Source organism: Archangium sp., assembly GCF_057119385.1.
This window is the reverse complement of record NZ_DBNGVP010000120.1, coordinates 34,791-55,793: the sequence shown is the minus strand read 5'-3', so window position 1 is coordinate 55,793 and position 21,003 is coordinate 34,791. Positions and strand designations below refer to the sequence as shown.

At 69.8% G+C, this 21,003-nt stretch carries 21 protein-coding genes; 11 read left to right on the top strand and 10 right to left on the bottom strand.

The features are described from left to right. Positions 1-89 precede the first annotated feature (89 nt). From AC16DP_RS29570 to AC16DP_RS29560, 3 genes are all read left to right on the top strand, one after another. On the top strand, positions 90-1,145 hold the full coding sequence (locus AC16DP_RS29570) for a hypothetical protein (RefSeq protein WP_329730535.1): 1,056 nt from the start codon (positions 90-92) through the stop codon (positions 1,143-1,145). A gap of 37 nt (positions 1,146-1,182) precedes the next feature. Further along, a complete protein-coding gene (locus tag AC16DP_RS29565; protein ID WP_329730536.1) occupies positions 1,183-1,449 on the top strand; it encodes a hypothetical protein in 267 nt (88 codons plus the stop codon). Between the two features lie 692 nt (positions 1,450-2,141). Then, a complete protein-coding gene (locus AC16DP_RS29560) occupies positions 2,142-2,381 on the top strand; it encodes a hypothetical protein (RefSeq protein WP_329730537.1) in 240 nt (79 codons plus the stop codon). Positions 2,382-2,385: 4 nt separating this feature from the next. Here AC16DP_RS29560 and AC16DP_RS29555 read toward each other — a convergent pair whose 3' ends face one another. Beyond that, a complete protein-coding gene (locus AC16DP_RS29555; protein ID WP_329730538.1) occupies positions 2,386-2,820 on the bottom strand; it encodes an acyl-CoA thioesterase in 435 nt (144 codons plus the stop codon). A 286-nt stretch (positions 2,821-3,106) separates the two neighbouring features. Between AC16DP_RS29555 and AC16DP_RS29550 the strand changes: the two genes are divergently transcribed. The 4 genes from AC16DP_RS29550 to AC16DP_RS29535 all read left to right on the top strand — a co-directional run bounded on the left by AC16DP_RS29550 (position 3,107) and on the right by AC16DP_RS29535 (position 7,455). Continuing rightward, positions 3,107-4,819, top strand: coding sequence for a metallophosphoesterase (locus AC16DP_RS29550; protein ID WP_329730580.1), 1,713 nt, complete (start codon positions 3,107-3,109; stop codon positions 4,817-4,819). 265 nt (positions 4,820-5,084) lie between these two features. Next, on the top strand, positions 5,085-5,726 hold the full coding sequence (locus AC16DP_RS29545) for an energy transducer TonB (protein ID WP_329730539.1): 642 nt from the start codon (positions 5,085-5,087) through the stop codon (positions 5,724-5,726). A gap of 65 nt (positions 5,727-5,791) precedes the next feature. Then, on the top strand, positions 5,792-6,250 hold the full coding sequence (locus AC16DP_RS29540; protein ID WP_329730540.1) for an Imm26 family immunity protein: 459 nt from the start codon (positions 5,792-5,794) through the stop codon (positions 6,248-6,250). Between the two features lie 92 nt (positions 6,251-6,342). Beyond that, complete coding sequence (locus AC16DP_RS29535) at positions 6,343-7,455, top strand: MBL fold metallo-hydrolase (RefSeq protein WP_329730541.1); 1,113 nt, start codon at positions 6,343-6,345, stop codon at positions 7,453-7,455. A 5-nt stretch (positions 7,456-7,460) separates the two neighbouring features. Here the strand turns inward: AC16DP_RS29535 and AC16DP_RS29530 are convergent, their stop codons facing one another. From AC16DP_RS29530 to sitA5, 4 genes are all read right to left on the bottom strand, one after another. Next, complete coding sequence (locus tag AC16DP_RS29530) at positions 7,461-8,870, bottom strand: hypothetical protein (protein WP_329730542.1); 1,410 nt, start codon at positions 8,868-8,870, stop codon at positions 7,461-7,463. 82 nt (positions 8,871-8,952) lie between these two features. Continuing rightward, positions 8,953-9,942, bottom strand: a complete 990-nt coding sequence (gene map, locus AC16DP_RS29525) for a type I methionyl aminopeptidase (protein WP_414640748.1) — start codon at positions 9,940-9,942, stop codon at positions 8,953-8,955. Positions 9,943-10,112: 170 nt separating this feature from the next. Continuing rightward, on the bottom strand, positions 10,113-10,571 hold the full coding sequence (locus AC16DP_RS29520; RefSeq protein WP_329730543.1) for a SitI3 family protein: 459 nt from the start codon (positions 10,569-10,571) through the stop codon (positions 10,113-10,115). Between the two features lie 35 nt (positions 10,572-10,606). Then, positions 10,607-11,974, bottom strand: a complete 1,368-nt coding sequence (sitA5, locus tag AC16DP_RS29515) for a SitA5 family polymorphic toxin (RefSeq protein ID WP_483956897.1) — start codon at positions 11,972-11,974, stop codon at positions 10,607-10,609. 198 nt (positions 11,975-12,172) lie between these two features. Between sitA5 and AC16DP_RS29510 the strand changes: the two genes are divergently transcribed. Beyond that, the gene (locus AC16DP_RS29510; RefSeq protein ID WP_329730545.1) at positions 12,173-12,964 is read left to right on the top strand and encodes a hypothetical protein; all 792 of its coding nucleotides are present in this window, start codon (positions 12,173-12,175) and stop codon (positions 12,962-12,964) included. 62 nt (positions 12,965-13,026) lie between these two features. Further along, positions 13,027-13,827 carry a type VI immunity family protein gene (locus AC16DP_RS29505; RefSeq protein WP_329730546.1) on the top strand — a complete coding sequence of 267 codons (801 nt, stop codon included), beginning with the start codon at positions 13,027-13,029 and terminating at the stop codon, positions 13,825-13,827. 3 nt (positions 13,828-13,830) lie between these two features. Here AC16DP_RS29505 and AC16DP_RS29500 read toward each other — a convergent pair whose 3' ends face one another. From AC16DP_RS29500 to AC16DP_RS29490, 3 genes are all read right to left on the bottom strand, one after another. Further along, entirely contained in the window at positions 13,831-15,684 is a 1,854-nt protein-coding gene (locus AC16DP_RS29500) for a serine/threonine protein kinase (RefSeq protein ID WP_329730547.1), read from the bottom strand. Further along, positions 15,681-16,514, bottom strand: a complete 834-nt coding sequence (locus AC16DP_RS29495; RefSeq protein ID WP_329730548.1) for a DUF2381 family protein — start codon at positions 16,512-16,514, stop codon at positions 15,681-15,683. Before AC16DP_RS29495 ends, AC16DP_RS29500 begins: the two co-directional genes overlap by 4 nt. Before the next feature lie 216 nt (positions 16,515-16,730). Beyond that, entirely contained in the window at positions 16,731-17,072 is a 342-nt protein-coding gene (locus tag AC16DP_RS29490; protein ID WP_329730549.1) for a TraR/DksA family transcriptional regulator, read from the bottom strand. A 250-nt stretch (positions 17,073-17,322) separates the two neighbouring features. On the opposite strand from AC16DP_RS29490, the gene AC16DP_RS29485 reads away from it, so the two are divergent. Then, entirely contained in the window at positions 17,323-18,135 is an 813-nt protein-coding gene (locus AC16DP_RS29485) for a YwiC-like family protein (protein WP_329730550.1), read from the top strand. Between the two features lie 34 nt (positions 18,136-18,169). On the opposite strand, the gene AC16DP_RS29480 is transcribed toward AC16DP_RS29485, so the two are convergent. Then, positions 18,170-18,853 carry an START domain-containing protein gene (locus AC16DP_RS29480; protein WP_329730551.1) on the bottom strand — a complete coding sequence of 228 codons (684 nt, stop codon included), beginning with the start codon at positions 18,851-18,853 and terminating at the stop codon, positions 18,170-18,172. A 113-nt stretch (positions 18,854-18,966) separates the two neighbouring features. Here AC16DP_RS29480 and AC16DP_RS29475 point away from each other — a divergent pair, with 113 nt between their 5' ends. Next, positions 18,967-20,466: an HAD-IG family 5'-nucleotidase gene (locus AC16DP_RS29475; RefSeq protein WP_329730552.1), complete on the top strand. Its 1,500-nt coding sequence runs from the start codon at positions 18,967-18,969 to the stop codon at positions 20,464-20,466. Between the two features lie 78 nt (positions 20,467-20,544). Here the strand turns inward: AC16DP_RS29475 and AC16DP_RS29470 are convergent, their stop codons facing one another. Continuing rightward, positions 20,545-21,000, bottom strand: a complete 456-nt coding sequence (locus tag AC16DP_RS29470; protein WP_329730553.1) for a DUF2267 domain-containing protein — start codon at positions 20,998-21,000, stop codon at positions 20,545-20,547. Between the last annotated feature and the right edge of the window lie 3 nt (positions 21,001-21,003).

Genomic DNA, 21,003 nt, shown 5'->3' with positions numbered 1-21,003 from the left:
AGCCTCCCCATTCGTCAACCCTCTGCCACGTCTCTTTGGCGATCTGGTGTCATTCGGCCTAGGGTTGACCCACTCCAGGGAGACGGATCGTGAACGACTGGACGCCCAAGCCCATTCCCTCGGCCGCCGTCTCGAAGCTCCCCCTCACCCCGGAAGAGGGTTTCCTCCTCTCGCGCCTGGACGGTTTCACGTCCGTGCGGCACCTGCCCGCCCTCACCGGCTTTCCCCCCGAGCGCATCCAGGCCATCCTGGCGCGCCTCGTCGAGCACGGCGCCGTACTACCCGCGCCTACTCCCGCTCCTGCGCCACCACCCGCCACGCCCGCCCCGAGCACCGGAGCCGCGACCGAGGCGCCCCCGGCCGGCGGTGAGGAGCCCCCGGCGGAGGGGGAGCGGGAGCCCGCGGGGGACGAGGAGGAGCCCGAGGACGCCACGGCCGAGGTGGCCGCGGGCAACTGGCGGCAGCTGTTCGAGCGGCGGTTGCATCCGCTCCCCGAGGACGAGCGGGCGAGCCGGGCGCGGTCGGCCGAGGATCCGGAGCTGTCCGCCTTCTGCTTCGATCCGGTGCCGGCGGTCATCCAGTCGGTGCTGGAGAACATGCGGGTGGGGCTGGGGCACGCGCGGCTCATCGCGAGGCACCACCACAACCCGGTGGGACTGGAGGCGCTGTGTGGCCGCGCGTCCTTCGCCTCGGACGCCGGGGTGCGGCGCTGGCTGGTGCGCAACCCGCAGCTGCCCGTGAGCCTCTTCCGGCGCCTGTGGGGAGGGCGCCGGCTGATGGAGCAGTACAAGGTGGCGATGGACCGGGACGTGCCCGAGGGCACCCGCCGCACCGCGCGCGAGGTGATGCGCACGCGCTTCAACACCGCGCCGGCCGAGGAGCGGGTGGAGCTGATCCTCCACACGGAGGGCCGGGTGCTGGCCTCACTGGTGGGGCTGGCGGTGGACGGGAAGACGGCGGCGCTGCTGTGCGGGCGCACCTACCGCTCGCCCATGCTCATCCAGAACATCGCGCGCTGGAGCGCGGCGCCGCCGGCCCTCATCGTCCACCTGCTCAAGCAGGAGGCCGTCCGCCGGCAGCCCATGCTGCGCCAGTTGCTGCAGCGCCACCCCAACGCCCCCGCGGACGCGAAACGCGGCGGGTAGCATCCGAGGCCCTCCACCCGCGTACGGGAGAGACAGGATGAACGGTCGAGTCGCGATGCTGACGCTGTCCCCCCTGCTGCTCATCTCGACGGTGGGCTGCCCTCATGCCTGGAGCAGGGAGGGAACGATCGACAAGGCCCTGGAGCGGGACATGATCGAGTACTACTCGATGAAGGACTGTGCGCTCGACAAGCAGGAGTGGGAAGATGCCTGTGCAACGTTCTACGAGAGGGCGAGCAATCCTGCGGCACAGCAACTCTGCCCTCCCGAGTGTCGCCCCACGCCTCCTCCAGGCACTCCGTGAGACCGGAGAGTTCCATGAAATGGCATTCGCTCCTGGCCGCCACGCTCGGCCTTCTTCTGGCGTTGCCACTGGCGTGGCTGTTCCATGTCGCCGCATTCGGAACGGGAGCGGATGAGTCACCCTCCCAAGGCAAGCCTCCTGTCCCCATGCTCTCAAACGAGCAGCGGCGAGCCCTGCTCACCTACGGGCAATCGTGCGTTTCGGATAGGGACTGCGAGTCCCCCCTCCGGTGCTTCTTCAGCAGCCATACGATGCGCCGTTACTGCACGGACAGCCGATGCGTGACGGACCTGCAATGCCAGGAGGGCTTCGTCTGCCGGACCCAGCTCACCTCGGACGGAGCTCCCCTTCGTGTCTGCTCGCTCACGGGCATGCGCAAAGAAGGCGAGATGTGTTCGGAGCATGCGTCCAGCCGCGATTACGCCTGCGAGAAGGAGCTGCTCTGCCAGTCCCGATGTGGCCGCCGCTGTCAACCAGAGGCTCCCTCCTCCTGTCCCGAAGGATTCTTCTGTCAGGCGGATCCAGCGAACGGGCCCTCCTGCCTGCCCACCTGTGAGGGCCGTGCCTGTCCCGACGGCCAGCGGTGCGTTGACCTGGACCACTCCAGTCGCGAAGGCAGGCACGCCTCCGTTTGCGCCACGGTGTACGGACGGGATTGCCAGCAGAACCCCTGCCCCCAGGACCAGCTCTGCATGCTCCAAACCTCACCGCAGCCCGTGGATGCGGTGTGGATGCAGTGCACCTCCGGTTGCGGCGCGGGGGCGCCTCCCTGCCCCGAGGGCACCGTCTGTCACCAGTACCGGTGCCACCCGGCCTGCACTCCCGGGGACGCCTCGTCCTGCGAGCCCGGCTTCACCTGCCACCGCAAGACGGACAAGGAGCCGTGGAGGTGCGTGCCCACTCCCCGCGCCACCGCCAGCGCCTCGCCGTAGGGCCTCACTCGAAGATGCGGCCCTCGAGCGCCTCGATGGAGGCGCGAATCTCCGGCGGCACGGGCACCTTGTCGTACGTGGGGTAGCGCAGCGTGACGAGCACCGCGCCGCCGCGCGCATACCGCACCCCACTGCTGGCGTCCTCCACCGCGTACTCCATGGTGATGCTCGTGTTCCCCAACCGCGTCACCCGCGCGCCCACCACCAGGTCCGCCGGGAACACCACGGGGCGCAGGAACTCCGCGTTCGTCGCCGCGACGATGGGACCCACTCCTCCCTCCGGCTTCTGCATCTCGGCGCTCACCAGCCCCACCCGCGCCATGTAGGCGATCCGGGCCGCCTCGAACCAGGTGAAGTACCGCGCGTTGTTCACGTGGCCGTATGCGTCCATCTCGCCCCACTGCACGGGAAAGCGCACGGTGATGGGAAATTCGTTCATGGCCCCGTGATGCATCACGCCCGGTGCCCTCCGGGCAACCGGAATCGTCGGCCCGCCCGGCCGCTCGGCTCCCCCTCCATCTGCCCCATCACGTCGCGGGCCGGGGAGTTGACCCGGGCCCGGGGCTGGGGGACCGTCGCCTCCAGTGAGCCCCCACGAGCCCGCCACCGCGAAGAAGCCGCAGCCCGCGGAGACGCCCGACGCGCCCTCCCACGACTTCACCCTCCACGAAGCCGGCACTCCCGAGGACTCCGGCACCGCCACGAAACCCGAGCAGCACGCGGACATGGTGCGCTGGCTCCACCCCTCCATGCTCATCCGCACCGGCCTGGACGCGCTGGTGGCCGCCGTCTTCGGCGCTCGCGCGGACCACCGGCTCGTCGAGGCCGTGGTGCGTCCCCAACCGCCCTACTTCGACTACTCGGAGGAGTCCCCCGGGCAGGACTTCTGGCTGGACTACGTGGCCGACACCGGTGACGGGTGGAACTCCACCTACGCCGTGGCCCGGCTCCTCGCCCTGCCCTCCCTCGAGGTGAAGGATCCCACGGGCCAGGCCCACCCGCTCGAGCGCGGCCGCATCCTCGTGTTCGGCGGCGACCAGGTGTACCCGGGCGCCAGCCGCGACACCTACGAGGAGCGCCTCGTGCAGCCCTACGAGGAGGCCCTGTGCCGCACCCCGGAGCCCAGCCCGGACCTGTTCGCCATCCCCGGCAACCACGACTGGTACGACGGCCTGTCCGCCTTCATGCGGCTGTTCTGCGCCAACCGCTGGCTGGCCGGCCGGCGCACCCGGCAGAGCCGCAGCTACTTCGCCCTCAAGCTGCCCCAGGGCTGGTGGCTCGTCGGCACCGACGTGCAGCTCGACAGCGACATCGACGTGCCCCAGGTGGAGTACTTCCGCCAGGTCGCCGAGCACATGAAGCCCGAGGATCGCATCATCCTCTGCAACGCCGAGCCCGCCTGGGTCATGGCCACCGCCCGGCGGCGCCGCGGCTACCTGGAGAACAACCTCGACTACCTCCAGGAGAAGGTGTTCGGCCGGCGCATCAGCCTCTTCCTCGCCGGAGACCTGCACCACTACCGGCGCCACGAGGACCCCGAGGGCCGGCACAAAATCATCGCGGGCGGCGGCGGCGCCTTCCTCCACCCCACCCACGCTCCGGCGGCGCGGCGGCTGCGCGACGGGTACGTGCTCAAGAAGAGCTTCCCGGACCAGAAGACCTCCCGGAAGCTGGCCCGGCAGAACCTGATGCTCATCCGCCACAGCCCGCTCTTCGGGCTGATGACGGGCGCGCTCTACCTGCTGCTCGCGCTGGCCACGTACACGGAGATTGGAAGCTACGGGCTGACGCAGCTGCCCCAGGTGCTCTCCGCGGTGGCCTCCTCGGTGGTGACGCGGCCCTGGTCCCTGGTGCTCGGGCTGTCCACGCTCGGCGGGCTCGTGTGCTTCGCGGACAAGGACTTCGGGCGCTGGCGCTGGCTGGCCGGCGGACTGCACGGCCTGGCCCACGTCACCGCCGCGTTCCTCGTGGCCTGGGGCGGCATGTACTTCACCGCCAGCGTCCTGGGCATCTGCCAGGAGATCCTCCCCGGCAACACCCTCCTCGTGCCCGGGGCCACCCTGTGCGCCGCCGGGTGGAAGCACGTGTGGGCCAAGTTCTTCCTGGGCGCATTCTTCACCTTCCTGGGCGGCTTCCTCGTCGGGCCCTTCATCATGGGCCTGTACCTGATGGTGAGCGTCAACGGCTTCAAGGCCCACTCCAACGAGGCCTTCATTTCGCTCGCCATCCCCGACTTCAAGAACTTCCTGCGGCTGCGCATCGGCAAGGACGGACAGCTCACCGTCTTCCCCGTGGGCCTCGAGCGCGTGCCTCGCCAGTGGAAGCAGACGCACGCCGGCCCCTACGCGCCCGCCTATGAGCCGGATGACCCCGGGGCCACCCCGCCCGCGCTCATCGAGCCGCCCATCCGCGTGACGCCCCGAAGCCCGCGCGCCTGAGCACGCGCGCCGCTCAATCCCAGAGGGCTCCGCGTGCAATGCCTGACAGGCATCACCATTGGCGTGCAGCAACGCCACCACCATCTCCCGCCGTTGCCAGGCCTTGCGCGTCCCGCGCTCGTGGCCATCCTCGGTCGCGAGTTGGAACAGGGGTTCCAATAACACCCACCTGGCCTCTGAATCCCATACAGCGGCTCCACGGGATTTCCGGGAACGTCCGATTGATCTCACAGCACACCGGCCCGTTTTGGTGTAAAATTCCCGCATGACTGGCTCGTTCCTCTCCGTGCAGCCTCGCCCTGCCCTCCTCTGCCTGCTGGCCGCGTGCATCGCCCTGGGTGGTACCGGGTGCGCCACGGCCTCACGGGCAACCACCTCGGCGCTGCCCGCACCGGAGCCCGTCGCCGAAACAGCGCCCGCCCCCAAGCCCGAGGCCAAGCCGGCTCCAGCCCCGGTGGCCAAGGCCTCGCGTCCGAAGAAGCGCGCCGCGCCCCGGCCCACCGCCGCCGAAGTGAAGACGGAGGCGAAGGTGGAAGCGAAGGCCGAGCCGAGGACGCCCGTGGCGGCGCGGACGGCCGAGCTGAAGAGGCCCCAGCCGGAAGCGCCTGGTGCGGGCGAACCGGTGGCCTTCGAGCCCTCGGTGATGACGCGACCCCAGCGGGTGAGCGGGAGGGAGCCGCGGCTCACCCCCGAGGCCCGGGCCGAGCGCGTGCGCGGCACGGCGCTGGTGCGCTGCGTGGTGACGCGGGAGGGCCGGGTGACCAACTGCCGGCTGCTCAATGGCCTGCCCTACATGGAGAAGGAGCTGCTCGAGGCCCTGTCCACGTGGCGGGTCACTCCCGTCATGTCCCAGGGCAAGCCGCTCGACGTGGACTACACCTTCGTGGTGCGCATCCCCACGGGGTGAAGAGGCAGACGGCATCTCCATACGGGTGTGCCCACGCTCAAGAGCCCGAGCCGGGAGATTGAGCGATGGGCAGGCGGAAGCACACGACAGGAGCCTTCTTCAGGATCGCCCTCGCCGATGGCTCCTTCGGCTATGCGCGACTGCTCGAGCCACCGTACATGGCCTTCTACGACTACAGGACCACGATTCCGGACTCCGATCTGGACAGGATCTCCTCCAGCCCCGTCCTCTTCAGGATTGCCGTCCGCCACCTGGCCCTGAACGAGTGGGAAGTCCTGGGGCACAGGGCTCTCGAGGCGCCACTGACCGAGCCCGTCGTCCAATTCATGCAGGACCTGGGAGACTTCCACCGCTGCACCATCTTCGACACCGCGGGGAATGAGCGAGCCGCCGAGCCCCGGGAATGTGTGGGTCTCGAGCGGGCGGCGGTCTGGGAGCGGGATTCCGTGGAGGGACGCCTGCTGGATGCCTTCCTGGGAAGGCCCAATGCCGATGTGGAGCACCTCGAGGTCCGTCTGCATTGACCCGGGCCGCCCACCTGGGAAGCACCTGTCCGCTCACTCCGTCGACGCGAGGTGAGGTGGCACGCGGGCGGGCCCCGCGTTAAACCCGCCGCATGCCCCAGGGTTCCGTCTTCGGTGGGAAGGCCCACGGCCTCCGTCTCGAGCGCATGCGCGCCTCGCCCCGTTTCCTCGACGGGTTCTTCCGGAACACCGCGGGCGTGGGCCCCGGGCTCAAGCCGGGCACCGCGTTCTCGACCCTGGGCGAGTTCTTCCTCGGCGGCAATCAACGCACGCCCCCCGCGCCCCTGCCCCTGGAGAGCCCGCTCGCCACGTGGGCCCGGCCGGTGGACACGGGCCTGCGCGCCACCTGGCTCGGACACTCGACGGTGCTGCTCGAGGTGGACGGGCTGCGCGTGCTCACCGACCCCGTCTGGGGCGAGCGCGTCTCCCCCTGGTCCTTCGCGGGTCCCAAGCGCTTCCACCCGGTGCCGGTGTCGCTCTCGCAACTGCCCCCGCTGGACGCGGTCATCGTCTCGCACGACCACTACGACCATCTCGACTACCCCACCCTCCTCGAGCTGGCGCGCAGCACGGACGTGCCCTTCTACACGTCGCTGGGCGTGGGCTCGCACCTGGAGGCGTGGGGCGTGCCGCCCGAGCGCATCACCGAGCTGGACTGGTGGGAGTCCGCCACGCTCCCCCGCGGCGAGCTGCGCATCACCGCAGCGCCCTCGCAGCACTTCTCCGGCCGGGGCCTGGGAGATCGCAACCGCACGCTCTGGTCGTCGTTCGTCATCGAGAGCCCGAAGCACAAGGTCTTCTTCAGCGGCGACACCGGGCTCACGCCGGAGTACGGGGAGATCCGCCAGCGGCTCGGGCCGTTCGACCTGGTGATGCTGGAGGTGGGTGCGTTCCACCCGGCGTGGGGCGACATCCACCTCGGCCCGGAGAACGCGCTCGAGGCACTGAAGCTGCTCGGCGGCGGCGCTTTCCTGCCGGTGCACTGGGGCACGTTCAACCTCGCCATCCACGCGTGGGATGATCCGGCCGAGACGCTCGTGCGGCTGGGGCAGGAGCAGCGGGTGCACCTGATGATGCCGAAGCTGGGCGTCCCCGTGGAGCCGTCGCGGGTGGAAGCCGTCGACCCCTGGTGGCGCTCCGTCCGCTCAGGCGAGGCTGTGCGCGAGGCGGCCCAGGGTGCCCAGCGCGCCCTCGAGCCGCGGTGACCCGCTCAGAACCGCGCCTGAAGCAGTGCGTTGAAGCCCACGGCGGAGGGGGGCAGCGGCACCAGCTCGAGGACGCCGGTCGGGCCATCATCGAACGTGGTGCGGTTCGGGTCATGGGCGTAGAACGCCTCGCCGATGGCGGAGAAGACGCTCCCGAAGTCCCAGCGCAGCGTGGCCCTCGCCGAGAGGATGGGCTGGCGCTGACGCCCGGCCGGCAGGATGGAGATATCCCCCGGCCCGCGCAGCACGGCAACCCCAGAGGTCCCGAGCGGGGAGCCCTCGTCGTTGTGGAAGGTGGCGGGCCACACCGCCCTCACCACGAGACCAGGAGTGAGGCCCGGCCCGGAGAAGTGGTAGTCCGCGCCCGCCGACAGGAGCAGCTCGGATTGCAGCGGGGTGTCCCGGACGAAGGCCACGAAGGGCGGGAGCCCCGGTGACTCGGAGGAGATGAACGTGGCCGAGCGGTGGAGCGCCAGGGCATGCAAGCGCAGGAAGTCCACCTTGAGCCTCGCCTGCAACGCGAGCACCTCCGCCCCCTGCCCGGTCGTCTTGCGGAACACGTCCGGGTCCATCAGCGTTTGATGAAGGTAGGTGCCCTCCAGGGACACGGACGCCGAGACCCCACCCGGGTACGCCTCCGGAGCGAAGAGTGTCTCGAACACCGCGGGGTCCTGCCGGTAGAGCGAGAAGTCCACGCTGGGACCGATGGGAGCCCCCTGGTGATAGAGGACGCGGCCCGAGACGGCCCGGGTGGACGCACGCTCCTCACGGCCCTGGAGGGCGATCGCCGGAATCGTCCCGTGCTGCACGAAGGCCCCGGCCGCCTCCAGGCGCAACGGCGGCAGCACGTCCACCCCGGCTCCGGCCATCACCAGCGCGAGCCGCTCGGCCTCGAGCGTCAACTGATGGAGGCCCACCACGCTCTTCGCGGCGGCGAAGGCGTACCACTGCTCGCGCGTGAGCCGCGCCTCCACGCCCGGGACACCGGAGCCGCCGGAACCGCTGCCCGTGCTGGTGTACACGAAGCGTCCCCACGCGGCGGGCTGCTCCCAACCCAGGTGCAGCCGGGTGGAGGACATCGGAAGCACGGTGAGCGACAGGCCCTCGGCCTCGCCCCAGGACTCCGGACGCCAGGCGAGCCGCACGAAGCTGGCGTTGTCCCGGAAGGTCAATGCACCCGCGTTGCTGGCGAACAGCAACAGGGACAGCTCCGCCTCGGCCCGCAGCCCCGAGCCCAGCTCGGGCGAGCGCAGGCTCAGCCCCAGGTGGGAGACGGTCCTGAAGTCGGAGGACTCCAGGTCGTCATCGTTGGCCAGCAGGGTCACCCGCACGGACGCGGACTCGAAGGCCCGGGCCTCCGGGGTGGACAGCACGGTTCCACACGCGAGTACTGCTCCGATGAGCCACTTCTTCAACGTTCCTCCAGGGGGAGAGTCCTGGAGGAACGGCACCTCTACCATGCACGGCGCCGGGACGTACGCGGCGGGCCGAGAGGAATCACGCCAGGGTGAGGATCTCCGCGCCCTGGTCCGTCACCAGCAGGGTGTGCTCGAACTGCGCGGTGCGCTTGCCGTCCGCCGTCACCGCCGTCCAGTTATCGTCCCACACCCGGTGCTGCCAGTGGCCGAGCGTAATCATCGGCTCGATGGTGAACGTCATCCCGGGCTCCATGAGGGTTTTCGCCTGGGGATCGAAGTGGTGCGGAATCTGGAGCGCGGTGTGGAAGCGCTCGCCGATGCCATGGCCGCAGTAGGCGCGCACCACGCCCATGCCGTGCTTCGTGGCATGCGCCTCGATGGCCTTGCCGATGACGTTGATGGGCAGACCGGGCTTCACCGCCTCGATGCCGGCCATGAGGCACTCGCGCGTGACGCGGATGAGGCGCTCGCTCTCCGGGTCGATCGTGCCCACGGGGAAGGTGGCATTGGTGTCGCCGTGCACGCCCTCCAGGTAGATGGTGATGTCGAGGTTGACGATGTCGCCGTCCTCGAGGGCCCGGTTGTCGGGGATGCCGTGGCAGATGACCTCGTTGACCGAGGTGCAGATGGACTTGGGGAAGCCGTGGTAGTTGAGCGGGCTGGGGTAGCCGCCGCGGCGCACGTACTCCTCGTGGGCGATGGCATCGAGCTCGTCGGTGGTGATGCCCGGGCGGATGTGGGCGGCCGTGGCGGCCATCACCTCGGCGGCGGCCTTGCAGGCGCGGCGCATGCGGGCGATGACATCGGGGCTCTTCACCTCGGAGGGAGGGAAGATGCGGGCGGGCCGCCCCGACACGGCGTAATCCGGACGGGGGATGTGGGGAGGCACCGTGCGCATGGGGCTGATGACGCCCGGCCGGATGCCCCGCGAGGAGGCCTCGGGCCCCCGCTTGCGCGCTTCCACGGTATCCGCGCCCCGGTGGCACTTCTTGTACTTGCTGCCACTGCCGCACCAGCACGGGTCGTTCGGCTTGGGCAACACCGCGGGTGCGACCCGCACAGTGGACACGTCGTTCATACCTTCGACCTATAGCCGCTGGGGGCGGACCGCGCACGCCTTCTCGGCCGCCTGCCTCCTGGGTCCGCCAGCCAGGACACACCGCGTCAGGCCACGACACGCACCTGCCTGGGACTCGCGAGGCCCTGGAGGCGGACCACGTCTGGAGCCCCGCGGGGCTCTCAAAGCAGCGGCGAGGGCAGGGAACGGCGCTCGAAGGGCACGGGGACGTGGGCCTTCAGCCAGTGCTCGTCGTCGTAAAGGCGGTAGTCCGCGTTGAAGACGAGCCGCCCCCCCATCCGCTGCACGACGATGATCTCCCCGTTGAAGAGCAGGACGCCGTCACGCCCCTGCTCCAACAGGGGCAATGCGCCCCGCAGCATCATCTTGACGAAGTTCTCGTAGTCCCGGTTGGAGGGATAGCGGAATCCCACCGACAGGCCAGGCCTGAAGCCAAAGTTCTCCTCGATGATGGAGTCCCCCTCCCTGCCCAGTTCCAGCACCGTGATGATGATGTCTGGAGCATAGAAGGAGCCATGCTCCTCACTCCATTGGAGTTCCGGAATGCGCTCGGCGAGCAGGCTGAGCGCCTGCGCCCGCTTCATGTCCGTTGACACATCGAGGACGTAGTCGAGACCCATGTGCATGCCTCCCGGAATGGTGCTGTCCAGGCTCGTCAAGGGAACAGGAGGATGACTTTACCATCCTTGATGGCGATCACCTGTTTGAGGCCAGGAATGGGCCAATCCAATAGTTGCTTCTTCATCGCATCGATCGTCACGGTGCTGTCATCGAGGTTCAGGATGATCCTGTCGGCTTGTCCCCTCTCTACCTTTTCCTTCTTGATGCGCCCGGCGATGTTGCGTGCGCTCGATGTGGAGGGAGCCATGCAGTCCGCGTACTCTCCGTCGATCTTGTAATCAGGTTCCTTGCCATTGCGTCTGGGAGTGGGGTTCTGATCCACGTGGTAGCCGTTGTCCGCGAGCACTCGTGCGGATTCATTCTCACGCGTGATTCCCCTCCTGGTTTCATCATCGGCTTTCGGGCCAGGCCGAGAGGGCCGCCCGGAGAGGCTGCCCTGCTTGAGTGGAGCGCCACCGCCAGGCCCCATGGCACTGGAGGCCACCGCCGTGGGCGCCAGTCCCACCACCCACTCCCTGGACCCCAGCACCACCGTCCGCACCTGCCCCGCCGCCTCCAGGCTCACCCTTGTGCGCGCCGGAGAAGCCAGGGCCGCCTGACGGAATCCAGGCAACCCTGGCCCCCTCCCCACGAAGCCCGTCTGTCCCCCGATGGCCGCTGTCGCCAGCAGGAGGAACACGCGCATGCCGTTCTCTCCCAGCACCCGGCCGAAACGCTGGCCCGCCCGCTTCACCTCCTCCAGCGTCGTGGCGCGCTCGGACTCCTCCAACAACCGCCACCCAGCCTCGACCATGGCCCATACCGGCCCCAGGCCCAGGTACGCCACCAGGTACACCGTGAGCACCGCCGCCAGTCCCTTCGTCACCGGCTCGGGCATCATCAGCGTCAGCAACCAGGTGCTCATCGCCGTGTACACCATGACCTTGAAGGCCACCGGGTCGATGAGCTCTCCGAGGGGAACGCTCGCTCCTTCCCACACGCTGTCCATCGCGAACGAGAGTGCCAGCCGCATGCGCTCCAGCGACGCCAGAGGCGGCGCCTTCTCCGGCAGCACGAGGCATCCCTCCTCCGGCTCCGAGGACGAACACTGCCTGCGCAACATCTGCTGGAGCACATCCCGTTCCCCACCCCACGAGGCGAACACCACCCGGCCTTCACGCCGTGGCACGGAGAGCATCAGCGGTGTGTGCAGCACGAGGTCCGTCATGGCCGCGACGAACTCCTCCTGGCGAACCTGCACCGGCGGAGGCTCGGCGGCCGCGGGCGTGTAGACGATGGGGGGGCCCTCGCCCGTGTCCAGACGAACCCTGGGCCCACTCACACAGCCCGCCACCCAGGGCACGAGCAACAACAACGCGAGCCTGCTCCATCGAGCGCACACGTGCGCCTCCTCATGCCTCATGGGTTGGGAGCATGAGGTACGCCGCCATGAAGCGCCACGGACGGGCGCGGACCGGCCGGGCGGGCCGCACCATTTCACGCGCGGACGCTTGGGGGACCCGCCTGCGTGGGATACGAAGGACTCCCCGGAGAGAGCCGATGCAGACGACGAACGACATCGTCCAGAAGCTGGGAAATGAACACCAGGAGAACCGGATTCATGCACCGTTGGAACCCCTCGCTTCGACGGGCGGTGCTCGCCCTGAGCGCCCTGCTCATGGGCTGCGGCTCGGCGGGCTACGCCGTCGACTCGGCCACGAGCGCCTGCCAGCAGAACCCCCAGTATTGCGCCCTGGTGGCCGGCGAGGAGACCGTGGTGCCCACCGCCATCCGCGGTGGTGCCGAAGTGGCCTCCGTGGCGGCCACGCTCCGGGTACTGGCTCCCGAGACACGCTCCAGCATCGAGCAGGCCCTGGTGGAGTGCGTCGAGTGGGCCCACGGCGAGGTCAACCGTCAGCGCTTCGGCGGACAGAGCCCTTCACGCGAGCAATGCCGGGAAGAACTGCCCGGAGCCGACCCGTGTGGGAAGAAGGTGACCCGGGCCATGCAACTGGGCACCGAGAAGCACGCCCTGGCCCGCCAGTGCGTGGAGCAAAAGCTGAACGCACGAATACCGGGACGCTTCAGCCTGGATCAACGCTACCGGTACGACCCCCGGACAGGGCAAAGGCAGCTGATCAGCCGTGAGGAAGCGCGCACCCTTCTTCAGCAGGGATGCGGCGAAGAACTCAAAGGAACGATCGTGCCAGACGTGGTCATCCACACAGGCAATCCGCTCGAAGTCCTGGCTGTCTACGACTTCAAGTTCCCCTGCCCCATCAGCAACCCTCCGGATTGGAGAGAGTACGCCAATGGCTCCCTTCAAGGAGATACCTATCGCCAGATTCTCGGAGTAGGTCCTGACCTCGTTGCCCCCATATGGAAGATCATCCGATGGACGATCACCCGATAATCAGAATCCACGCGGAGCATGGTGCGCTCGTGCTGCGCGATGGCTTGAATATCTGTTTCTACATGCGCCACTCTCATGAAGAGCTGGCTCGAGGTATCAGGTGCGCCCTGGAAAAGTACCTGCGCGCGGTGGGCCCCCAGGCACTCGGCTGGTACGTGGACTCGGAAGGCGACTGGCAGGAGTTGGACGATCAGGGCTGGCGGGTCATCCAGGACAAACTGGGGGAGTCTGGTGGAGGCGTCGTCCGGCTGCACGAACGACCCGATGCCGTCAGTGGGTACAGTGTCGAGTACCGGGGCAGAAGGCTCGAGGGCAACGCTCCTGGCCTCGTTTGTGGAGTGGCCTTCTGGCTTCCCACGGAGTACCTCCATGAGCATGGCCCGGGACGGGTCCGCGAGCTTGCCTTGGAACTGGGCACCCAGCTGCCCTTCAACTCCGGCCACGCGGGGCTCGCCTTCCACTTCCTGTACCTTCCCCCGGACTTCAAGGCGCTGGCCTCGCGCTACCCCGGGATGGATGCCCTCGAGCTGGGTGTGACCACCGAGGAGCTGGGCACACGCGTGCGAGGTGCGCACTGGCTGACCTTCCTGGGCCAGCCGGTGCTCGGCGAGCTGGGGAGCGCGGCCGGACTGCGCTCCCGCCTCTCCTCTCCGGACATCACCGTCCAGGAGATGGAAGGAGACCGGGCCGTCGTCACGCTCGGCCCCTGTCCCGAGGCCGGTGACACCGAGCGGGCCCAGCACCTCCCCCTCTACCGCGAGCTGGCGCGCGTGCTGGAGCCCTGGCGCCATCACACGCCCTACCGCTGGAGGGATTTCTCCGAGGAGGAGATGCACCGCTGGGAGCACCGCTTCCTCGACTGAGCCTCAGCGCCAGCCCGGCGGCGCCCAGTTGATGCGGGGCATGAAGTAGCCCTCCGGCCCCCGCAGCACCGTCTCGAAGCGTGGATCATTGAGCACCACGCTCCCCGGGCTCTTGTCGATCATCTCCGGGTCCACATCGTTCCCCTCGATGGGCAGCTTCGCGTACGTCGGGATGCCGTACTGGTGGATGCCATCCACGGCCACGCCACAGATGGGCAACGGCTCGCCCTCCGGCGGGTGGATGCGATCGAACTGGATGTACACCCGGTGGGGCAGCGTCACCGCCTCGCCGGAGATCTTGAACCACACCTCCTTGCCATCCACCAAGCCGAGCATGCTGGCGGTGACGGGACCCGGCTTGAGGTTGAGCGCGCCACCGTCCTCGATGGTGCGTTCCGAGGCCGGAGTCCCCGTCTCCAGGAAGGAGGGCTGCTCATCGGGCTCGATGCCCAACCGCACGGGGGTGGCACGGGCCTCGGGAGGACACCGCTCCAGGTAGCCGATGGGGTCGGGCCGCGCGGGGACGGTGGCGCACCCGGCGAGCTGCGTGGCGGACAGGCCCAGCAGCCCGAGCATCCGGCACACGCGCGAGGACGCCCACGCCGGGGAGGAGTCACTGGAAGTCTCGGAGGGGAAAGTGGAGGGCACGGAGTGCGTTCCTTTCTCGGAGGGCGCCGGGGCGGAATGCACCCCGCGCCAGAGCATCCACCCTACCCCGAGCAGCCCCACCAGCAGCGCCAGAGTGCTGAGCACCCGGCGCCGTCTCGTCCCCCCGGATGGCGAGCCCGCGCCGGAAGCGGGCTCGACGGGAGCCGGCTCGACGGGAGCCGGCTCGACGGCAGCCGGCTCGGGTGCGGGTGCCACCTCCTCCACCTCGCTCAGCAGCTCCATCCCCGCGGGCACCTCGTGCGCCCACGGGCACTCCGAGGGCAGTCTGGCCGGAGCCTGCCACACGGCGGTGTGCCCCTCCTCGTCCCGCATCCGCAGCAGCTCCTCGCGCACGGCCCAGGCGCTCGCGGGGCGCTCCCCGGGATTCTTCGCCAGCAGCCGCATGACGAGCGTGCACAGGCCCGCGGGGAGCCCGGGATCGAACGTCCGGGGATCCGGAGGCATCGCGGTGCCGATGGCGATCAGCAGCTGCTCCAGCGACAGCCGGGTGCTGAAGGGACGGCAGTTGGTGAGCGTCTCGTAGAGCAACAGGCCCACCGCATACAGGTCCGCCGCGGGCCGGGCCTCCAGACGGGAGCCGGGCTCAAACGCCTCGGACACCAGGAAGACCACGGCCTCGGGAGGCTGGCAGTAGAGCGTGCCCGGTGCCAACCCCTCCGTGAGCGCGCGGGCCCACGGCAGGTGCACCGAGCCGAAGTCGATGAGGAAGGGCTTGCCATCCTCCTGGCGCACCAGGAGGTTGTCCGCCTTGATATCGCGGTGGCACACCCCGCGGACATGCAGCGTCTCCAGGGCCTCCAGGTACTCGCACGTCAGGCCCACCGCCCGATAGAGCGAGGCACGCTCACGCCAACGCCAGACATGGAACGTGCTGCCCTGGACATAGGGCGTGACGAAGTAGCCGTAGCCCGTCTCCACCTCGGGCCACCGGCCCCACTCGAGCACCGGCAGCAGGTGGGTGTGATGCAGCAGCTCCAGCGAGGTCACCTCGCGGCGCATCCAGTCATCCACCCGGTCCGCGTCCTTGCGTGACACGGGCCGGGCCGCCACCTTCATGAAGTACTGCTGGCCCCCGCGCTCCACCAGGAAGGCGAAGGAGAAGCCCCCGGCGCCCAGCCAGCGGACGATCCGGAAGTCCCGGACCATCTCGCCCTCGCGCAGCTGGTGGGGGTGCAGGGGTGTGCTCATGGCCGCGATGACTCCTCTTGCTGGACCAGCGGACGGAAGGGCCCGGGCGCGTCCTCGCCATCCAGCGCCAGCTCCACCTCCGAGGCACCGTCCGGAAGCTGGCCGGTCACGATGTGACGTTGGGGCTTCGGGCCCGCCGCCCCCGAGAGCAGCCGCGCGGGCCACTCCAGCAGGACACCGTCCGGGAGCGTCACCCGCAGCCGCGCCTGCACCAGCCGCCAGGGGGGAGCACCCTTCTGGCGGCCACGCACGGACACGGTGACGAAGAAGCGCCGCCCCAGCCAGAGCACGGAGGAGACCTGTCCGCGCGATTCCCGTGATTCGTACTGCACCCCCTGCTGGGGAATGGCGAGCGCGGGGCGCGCGTCCGGCGCGTCGAGCAGGCTCCGGGCCACGAGCTCCACGCCCTCCTCATCGGCGGAAGCCTGGGCGTGCACCACGCGCACCCGCACGTCCACCGTGCCGGGCCGGGTGACGAGCACGAAGCGCAGGGGCTCGGCGCCGGCTGGCGTGGCCACGGTGAAGAGCACCCGCTCGCCCGGGGCGAGGTCCCCGGTGGGCACGAGCAGCACCGAGCCATCCCCCATGCGGCCGAGCTGGATGCGCCCCTCCTCCCGCACGAGCACCGGGTCCTCGGGCCGAGGCGGTGCATCGAACAACACGAGCGTGGGCACGCCAGCCGCCACGTACAGCTCCGGCGGAGGCACCTGCCCGGGCCGCGAGGGGACGACGAGTGTGCGCCGCTGGAGCACTGGCCCTCCCGCCCGCGTGGAGGCCGTGGCCGGCAGGGAGAGCAGGACGGACAGGAGGAACCAGGCTCCAGGGCGCACTGGGACAACCTACGTGGCGAGTGCCCTTCGAGGCAAGCGAAAACCCACTTGCGCGGTCATCTCGTCCGGGGTGACTCCGGAGATGGCGTCCGCTGCCTTTCCAACGAAGGAGCCCGGCCCGCGTTTGACGTCATGCCCGGAGCTTCCGGATGTCCGGCGCCGCTCCCACGGCGACAGTGCCCACGACTCCCTGACGGCGACGAGCGGGGCCGGAGCTCAGCGGCCCACCTGCTCGCTGCACGCCATGCAGTGCCGCGCCTCGGGGACGGCCCGCAGCCGGTGCCGGCCAATGGCCCCGCCGCAACGCGCGCAGTGCCCGAACCGGCCCTGCTCGATGCGCACCAGCGCGTCGTCGATGTCCCTCAGCTCCCGCTCCTCCCGCTCCGACAGCCGCGCCCGGACCTCCTCCGCGCTCTCCTCGCCCGCCTCGTCCACCGGGTCCGGCTCCCGCCCGCTCCGCTGCCCAACGGCCTCTGTCAGGTTGAGCCGCAGCAGACCTCGCAGGCTGCTCCGTCGCTGCATCAACGCGGTCCGTGCCTCGTCCATCAACGTGTCCATGGCGCTTCCCCACTTCTCGGGCACACCCCAGCGACCTGGCGGCCAGTGGTTCCTGCCCGTTTCAGGAACCGTGCCTCCCGCCGCCGTCCCCGCAAACCCGGATTCCGCGCGCAAGCTTTGCGGCCCCAATCACTTCCTGTGCACCCCTTGCGCAGGCGGGCTCCCCACTCCTCCCGATCGCCCGCTGGAACACACCTTGCTCCGGGTGTGGGCGACTTCACCCGGCTCCCCGCCCGATCGAGGACACGCGATGGCTTCTCTCTCCACCCACCCCACCCCGGGCTCGCTCCTCCAGGGACTCCTCCCCCGTGAGCACGGTGTCTGGTTCCAGCTCGGCCTGCCCCTGGCCACCGCCCTCTTCGTCTCCGGCGCGCCCGCGGGCGCCCTCTGGCTGTCCGGGGCCGCGCTCGCCTGCCTGCTCGCCCATGAGCCGTTGCTGTTGCTGCTCGGCCACCGGGGCGCGCGCCGCGGCGAGCGGGAGGGAGCCCGCGCCCGGACGTGGGGTCTGCTGGTGGGAGCCTTCGGTGCACTGGCCTTCGTGCTCGGCGCCCTGTCCCTGCCCGCCGAGGCCCGGCCCTACCTCATGCTGCCCCTCATCCTCGGCGGCGAGGTGCTCCTGCTCGCCTGGAACCGGCAGGAGCGCACCCTCTCGGGCGAGGTGCTCGCCGCGCTCGCGCTCAGCGCCTGGGCGGTGCCCGTCGCCATGGCCGGAGGCCTGCCCGCCTCCACCGCGCTGACGCTCTGGGGCACCTACGGACTGTCCTTCGGGCTGGCCACCCTGGCCGTGCGCACCGTCATCGCCAGCCACCGGCCCCACGCGCACCGCGAGCGGCTGCGGTGCACGGGCTCGGCCCTGGTGGCCGCCGTCCTCGCCACCGCGGTCCTCTGGGCGCTCGCCTCCGGGCTCCCCCCCCTGCGCGTCCTGGCGTTGCTGCCCGTGGGCCTCGTGGCGCTCGGCCTGTGCGTGGCCCTGCCCTCTCCCCGCAAGCTGCACGCCATCGGCTGGACGCTGGGCGTGGCCGGCACCCTCACCCTCGTGCTGCTCGGGGTGGGGCTGTCCTGAGGCGCCTCTGTCCTGAGTCCGACGTCCTGATTCCCTACAAGGGCCGGGGAGAGCCGCCCGTGCCGCCCGTCGCCGTCTGACTCGCCGCGACACGCGCCGAGGCCAGCTTGCGCGCCCGCTTCTCCACCGCGTGCACCGTGTCCATCACCGCGTCCTTCTGGCCGAACCCCGCCAGGAAGCCGGGGATGGAGCCCCCGGTCTCCACCGTGAAGCGGTAGACGAAGTGCGCCTTGCCCTCGCCGCGCGGGGTGATGACCCAGCTGCCCTCGTTGCGCCGCAGCCGCACCACGCCCTTCTGTTCCGGCAGCGCCTGGTTGTCCGCGGCCCACGTCTGGCGGAACGTGCCCGTCCCATCCTCCTCCAGCAGCTGCTCGTCCACCACGCGCACCACGTAGTCCCGGTTGGAGATGACGGGCAGCTCCAGCTTCGTGTACGTGACGCGCGTTCCCTCGGGCCCCGTCGACAGCACCCGCGACTCCGTCACATAGGGCATCCACTGCCGGAAGCTCTCATGGTCCCGGAGCACCGACTGGACGTCCTGCACCCCGGCATCCATCACGCCTTCCGCCCAGACTTCCCGGCAGCCGGGAATGTCCGCCCGTTCGCGGACCCGGATGGTCACCTCGCCGTCGGCGACCTGCTCCCACCCGTCCTCGGCCCCCGCCCCCCCCGCCACCAACGCCACCACCAGCACCGCGAGCCCAGGCAGACCCCGCATGTTCGACTCCCCTCACTGAGCGGCGGGTCCTGGCCAGCTCCCCGCCCTCCACCAACGCCCACACCGCCAGAAGTATCGACTTTTGGCACCGGCCAGGGCACGAACGTAGGCATATGACCGGGAACCTGACAGCCCCCCCACCCGAGCGCGGGCTCTTCTGTAATCGCACCCTCAACATGAGGGCCATCAAAGCCATCGGCTATGACATGGATTACACGCTCATCCATTACAAAGTGGAGGCGTGGGAACAAAGGGCCTACGAGCACATGCGCGATCGGCTCGTGGCGCAAGGCTGGCCCGTGGGCCACCTCACGTTCGATCCGATGCTGGCCATGCGCGGCCTCATCATCGACACCGAGAAGGGCAACCTCCTCAAGGCCAACCGCTTCGGCTTCGTGAAGAAGGCGCTGCACGGCACCCGGCCCATGGACTTCGAGGCCCAGCGCAACGAGTACGCCCGCACCATCATCGACCTGTCCGAGCGGCGCTGGGTTTTTCTCAATACCTTGTTCTCACTTTCCGAGGCGTGTCTGTACTGCCAGGTGGTGGACCTGCTGGATGCCGGCAAGCTCCCCGGCCCCATGGGCTACACGGACGTCTACGAGCACGTGCGCCGCAGCCTGGATGCCACGCACATGGAGGGCGCGCTCAAGGCGGAGATCATCGCCGACCCGGGCCGCTACGTGCTGGCCGAGCCGGACACGGCCCTGGCGCTGCTCGACCAGAAGAACGCGGGCAAGAAGCTGCTGCTCATCACCAACAGCGAGTGGGCCTACACGCTGCCCATGATGCACGCGGCGTTCGATCCGTTCCTCAGGGGGATGACGTGGCGCGAGCTGTTCGACGTGGTCATCGTCAGCGCGCGCAAGCCCGAGTTCTTCACCACGCGCTCCTCGCTCTTCGAGGTGGTGACGGCGCAGGGACAGGAGGGGCTGCTGCGCCCGCACTCGGGGCCGCTCAAGCCGGGAGTGCCGTACTTCGGCGGCAGCGCCACGGAGGTGGAGCGCTCGCTGGGCATGAGCGGGGATGAGATCCTCTATGTGGGCGACCACATGTTCGGCGACGTGCACGTCACCAAGAACGTGCTGCGCTGGCGCACCGCGCTCGTCATCCGCGAGCTCGAGGATGAGATCCGCGCCATCAGCGCCTTCCGGGCCACCGAGGCGCGGCTCGCCGAGCGCATGCAGCACAAGGAGCGGATGGAGGCCGAGGCCTGCCAGGTGCGGCTGGAGTTGCAGCGGCGGCGGATGGGCTACGGCCCGCGCGAGCCCTCGCCCCCGGACGAGCAGCTCCACGCGCGCGCCGCCGAGCTGCGCCTGCAACTGGAGGCGCTCGACGCGGAGCTGGGTCCCATGGCGCGCGCCGCCAGCGAGCTGTCCAACCCCATCTGGGGTCTGCTGACGCGGGCGGGCAACGACAAGAGCCACCTGGCGCGCCAGGTGGAGCGCTACGCGGACATCTACACGTCGCGGGTGAGCAACTTCCTCTTCGCCACGCCCTTCGTCTACCTGCGCAGCCCGCGCGGCAGCCTCCCGCACGACCCGACCACGCCGGGCGGCACGCCCGTCTTCCCCCCGGCCACCTCCGCGGGAGGCGACACGGGCACGCCCTGAGGGTCCGGCCGCGACCGGGAGCAACGGGTCTGATGGTCGGACCCGTTGGTCCGCCGCGCGGCCGGCAGGTGCCCTTCGCTACTGCGTGCGCCGCCAGAGGTCCTGCAGATCCGGCGGCAGGTTGCTCTCCACGTCGTGGGCCTCGCCCTCCGAGATGTGCTCGCGCAGGCCCAGGAACACGGCGCGGACGATCGTCTCCACCTCGGAGACGTCCTTGCTCAGGTCCTCCGCCACCACCCGCAGGAAGTCGTCCCGCGTCCGGCCATACTTCCGCGCCGGCTTCTGCCCATCCTCCCTGGGCAGGAACTCCAGCAGCTTGCGCGGCAGCTGCGCCTCCAGGTCCCTCGCCTCCTCCGGCTGGATGCGGTGCAGCAACGCGTTGATGACCGACACCGCCGCACATTCCACCACCCCCGCCTCCAACTTGCCGACCTCGGCCAGGTGCTTGATGAAGGCGGCATAGCTGCGGCCGAGGTGGGATTCGTGTCGCTTCTCACTGCGGCTCATGGGTCCGCCGGTGGGCGTATCGGCCATGTC

Excerpts from the sequence above, each read along its gene's own strand:
- AC16DP_RS29565 (WP_329730536.1), top strand. The coding sequence starts at position 1,183 with ATGAACGGTCGAGTCGCGATGCTGACGCTGTCCCCCCTGCTGCTCATC.
- AC16DP_RS29560 (WP_329730537.1), top strand. The coding sequence starts at position 2,142 with ATGCTCCAAACCTCACCGCAGCCCGTGGATGCGGTGTGGATGCAGTGC.
- AC16DP_RS29555 (WP_329730538.1), bottom strand. The coding sequence starts at position 2,820 with ATGAACGAATTTCCCATCACCGTGCGCTTTCCCGTGCAGTGGGGCGAG.
- AC16DP_RS29550 (WP_329730580.1), top strand. The coding sequence starts at position 3,107 with ATGGTGCGCTGGCTCCACCCCTCCATGCTCATCCGCACCGGCCTGGAC.
- AC16DP_RS29545 (WP_329730539.1), top strand. The coding sequence starts at position 5,085 with ATGACTGGCTCGTTCCTCTCCGTGCAGCCTCGCCCTGCCCTCCTCTGC.
- AC16DP_RS29540 (WP_329730540.1), top strand. The coding sequence starts at position 5,792 with ATGGGCAGGCGGAAGCACACGACAGGAGCCTTCTTCAGGATCGCCCTC.
- AC16DP_RS29535 (WP_329730541.1), top strand. The coding sequence starts at position 6,343 with ATGCCCCAGGGTTCCGTCTTCGGTGGGAAGGCCCACGGCCTCCGTCTC.
- AC16DP_RS29520 (WP_329730543.1), bottom strand. The coding sequence starts at position 10,571 with ATGGGTCTCGACTACGTCCTCGATGTGTCAACGGACATGAAGCGGGCG.
- sitA5 (WP_483956897.1), bottom strand. The coding sequence starts at position 11,974 with ATGAGGCATGAGGAGGCGCACGTGTGCGCTCGATGGAGCAGGCTCGCG.
- AC16DP_RS29510 (WP_329730545.1), top strand. The coding sequence starts at position 12,173 with ATGCACCGTTGGAACCCCTCGCTTCGACGGGCGGTGCTCGCCCTGAGC.
- AC16DP_RS29505 (WP_329730546.1), top strand. The coding sequence starts at position 13,027 with ATGCGCCACTCTCATGAAGAGCTGGCTCGAGGTATCAGGTGCGCCCTG.
- AC16DP_RS29500 (WP_329730547.1), bottom strand. The coding sequence starts at position 15,684 with ATGAGCACACCCCTGCACCCCCACCAGCTGCGCGAGGGCGAGATGGTC.
- AC16DP_RS29490 (WP_329730549.1), bottom strand. The coding sequence starts at position 17,072 with ATGGACACGTTGATGGACGAGGCACGGACCGCGTTGATGCAGCGACGG.
- AC16DP_RS29485 (WP_329730550.1), top strand. The coding sequence starts at position 17,323 with ATGGCTTCTCTCTCCACCCACCCCACCCCGGGCTCGCTCCTCCAGGGA.
- AC16DP_RS29480 (WP_329730551.1), bottom strand. The coding sequence starts at position 18,853 with ATGCGGGGTCTGCCTGGGCTCGCGGTGCTGGTGGTGGCGTTGGTGGCG.
- AC16DP_RS29475 (WP_329730552.1), top strand. The coding sequence starts at position 18,967 with ATGACCGGGAACCTGACAGCCCCCCCACCCGAGCGCGGGCTCTTCTGT.
- AC16DP_RS29470 (WP_329730553.1), bottom strand. The coding sequence starts at position 21,000 with ATGGCCGATACGCCCACCGGCGGACCCATGAGCCGCAGTGAGAAGCGA.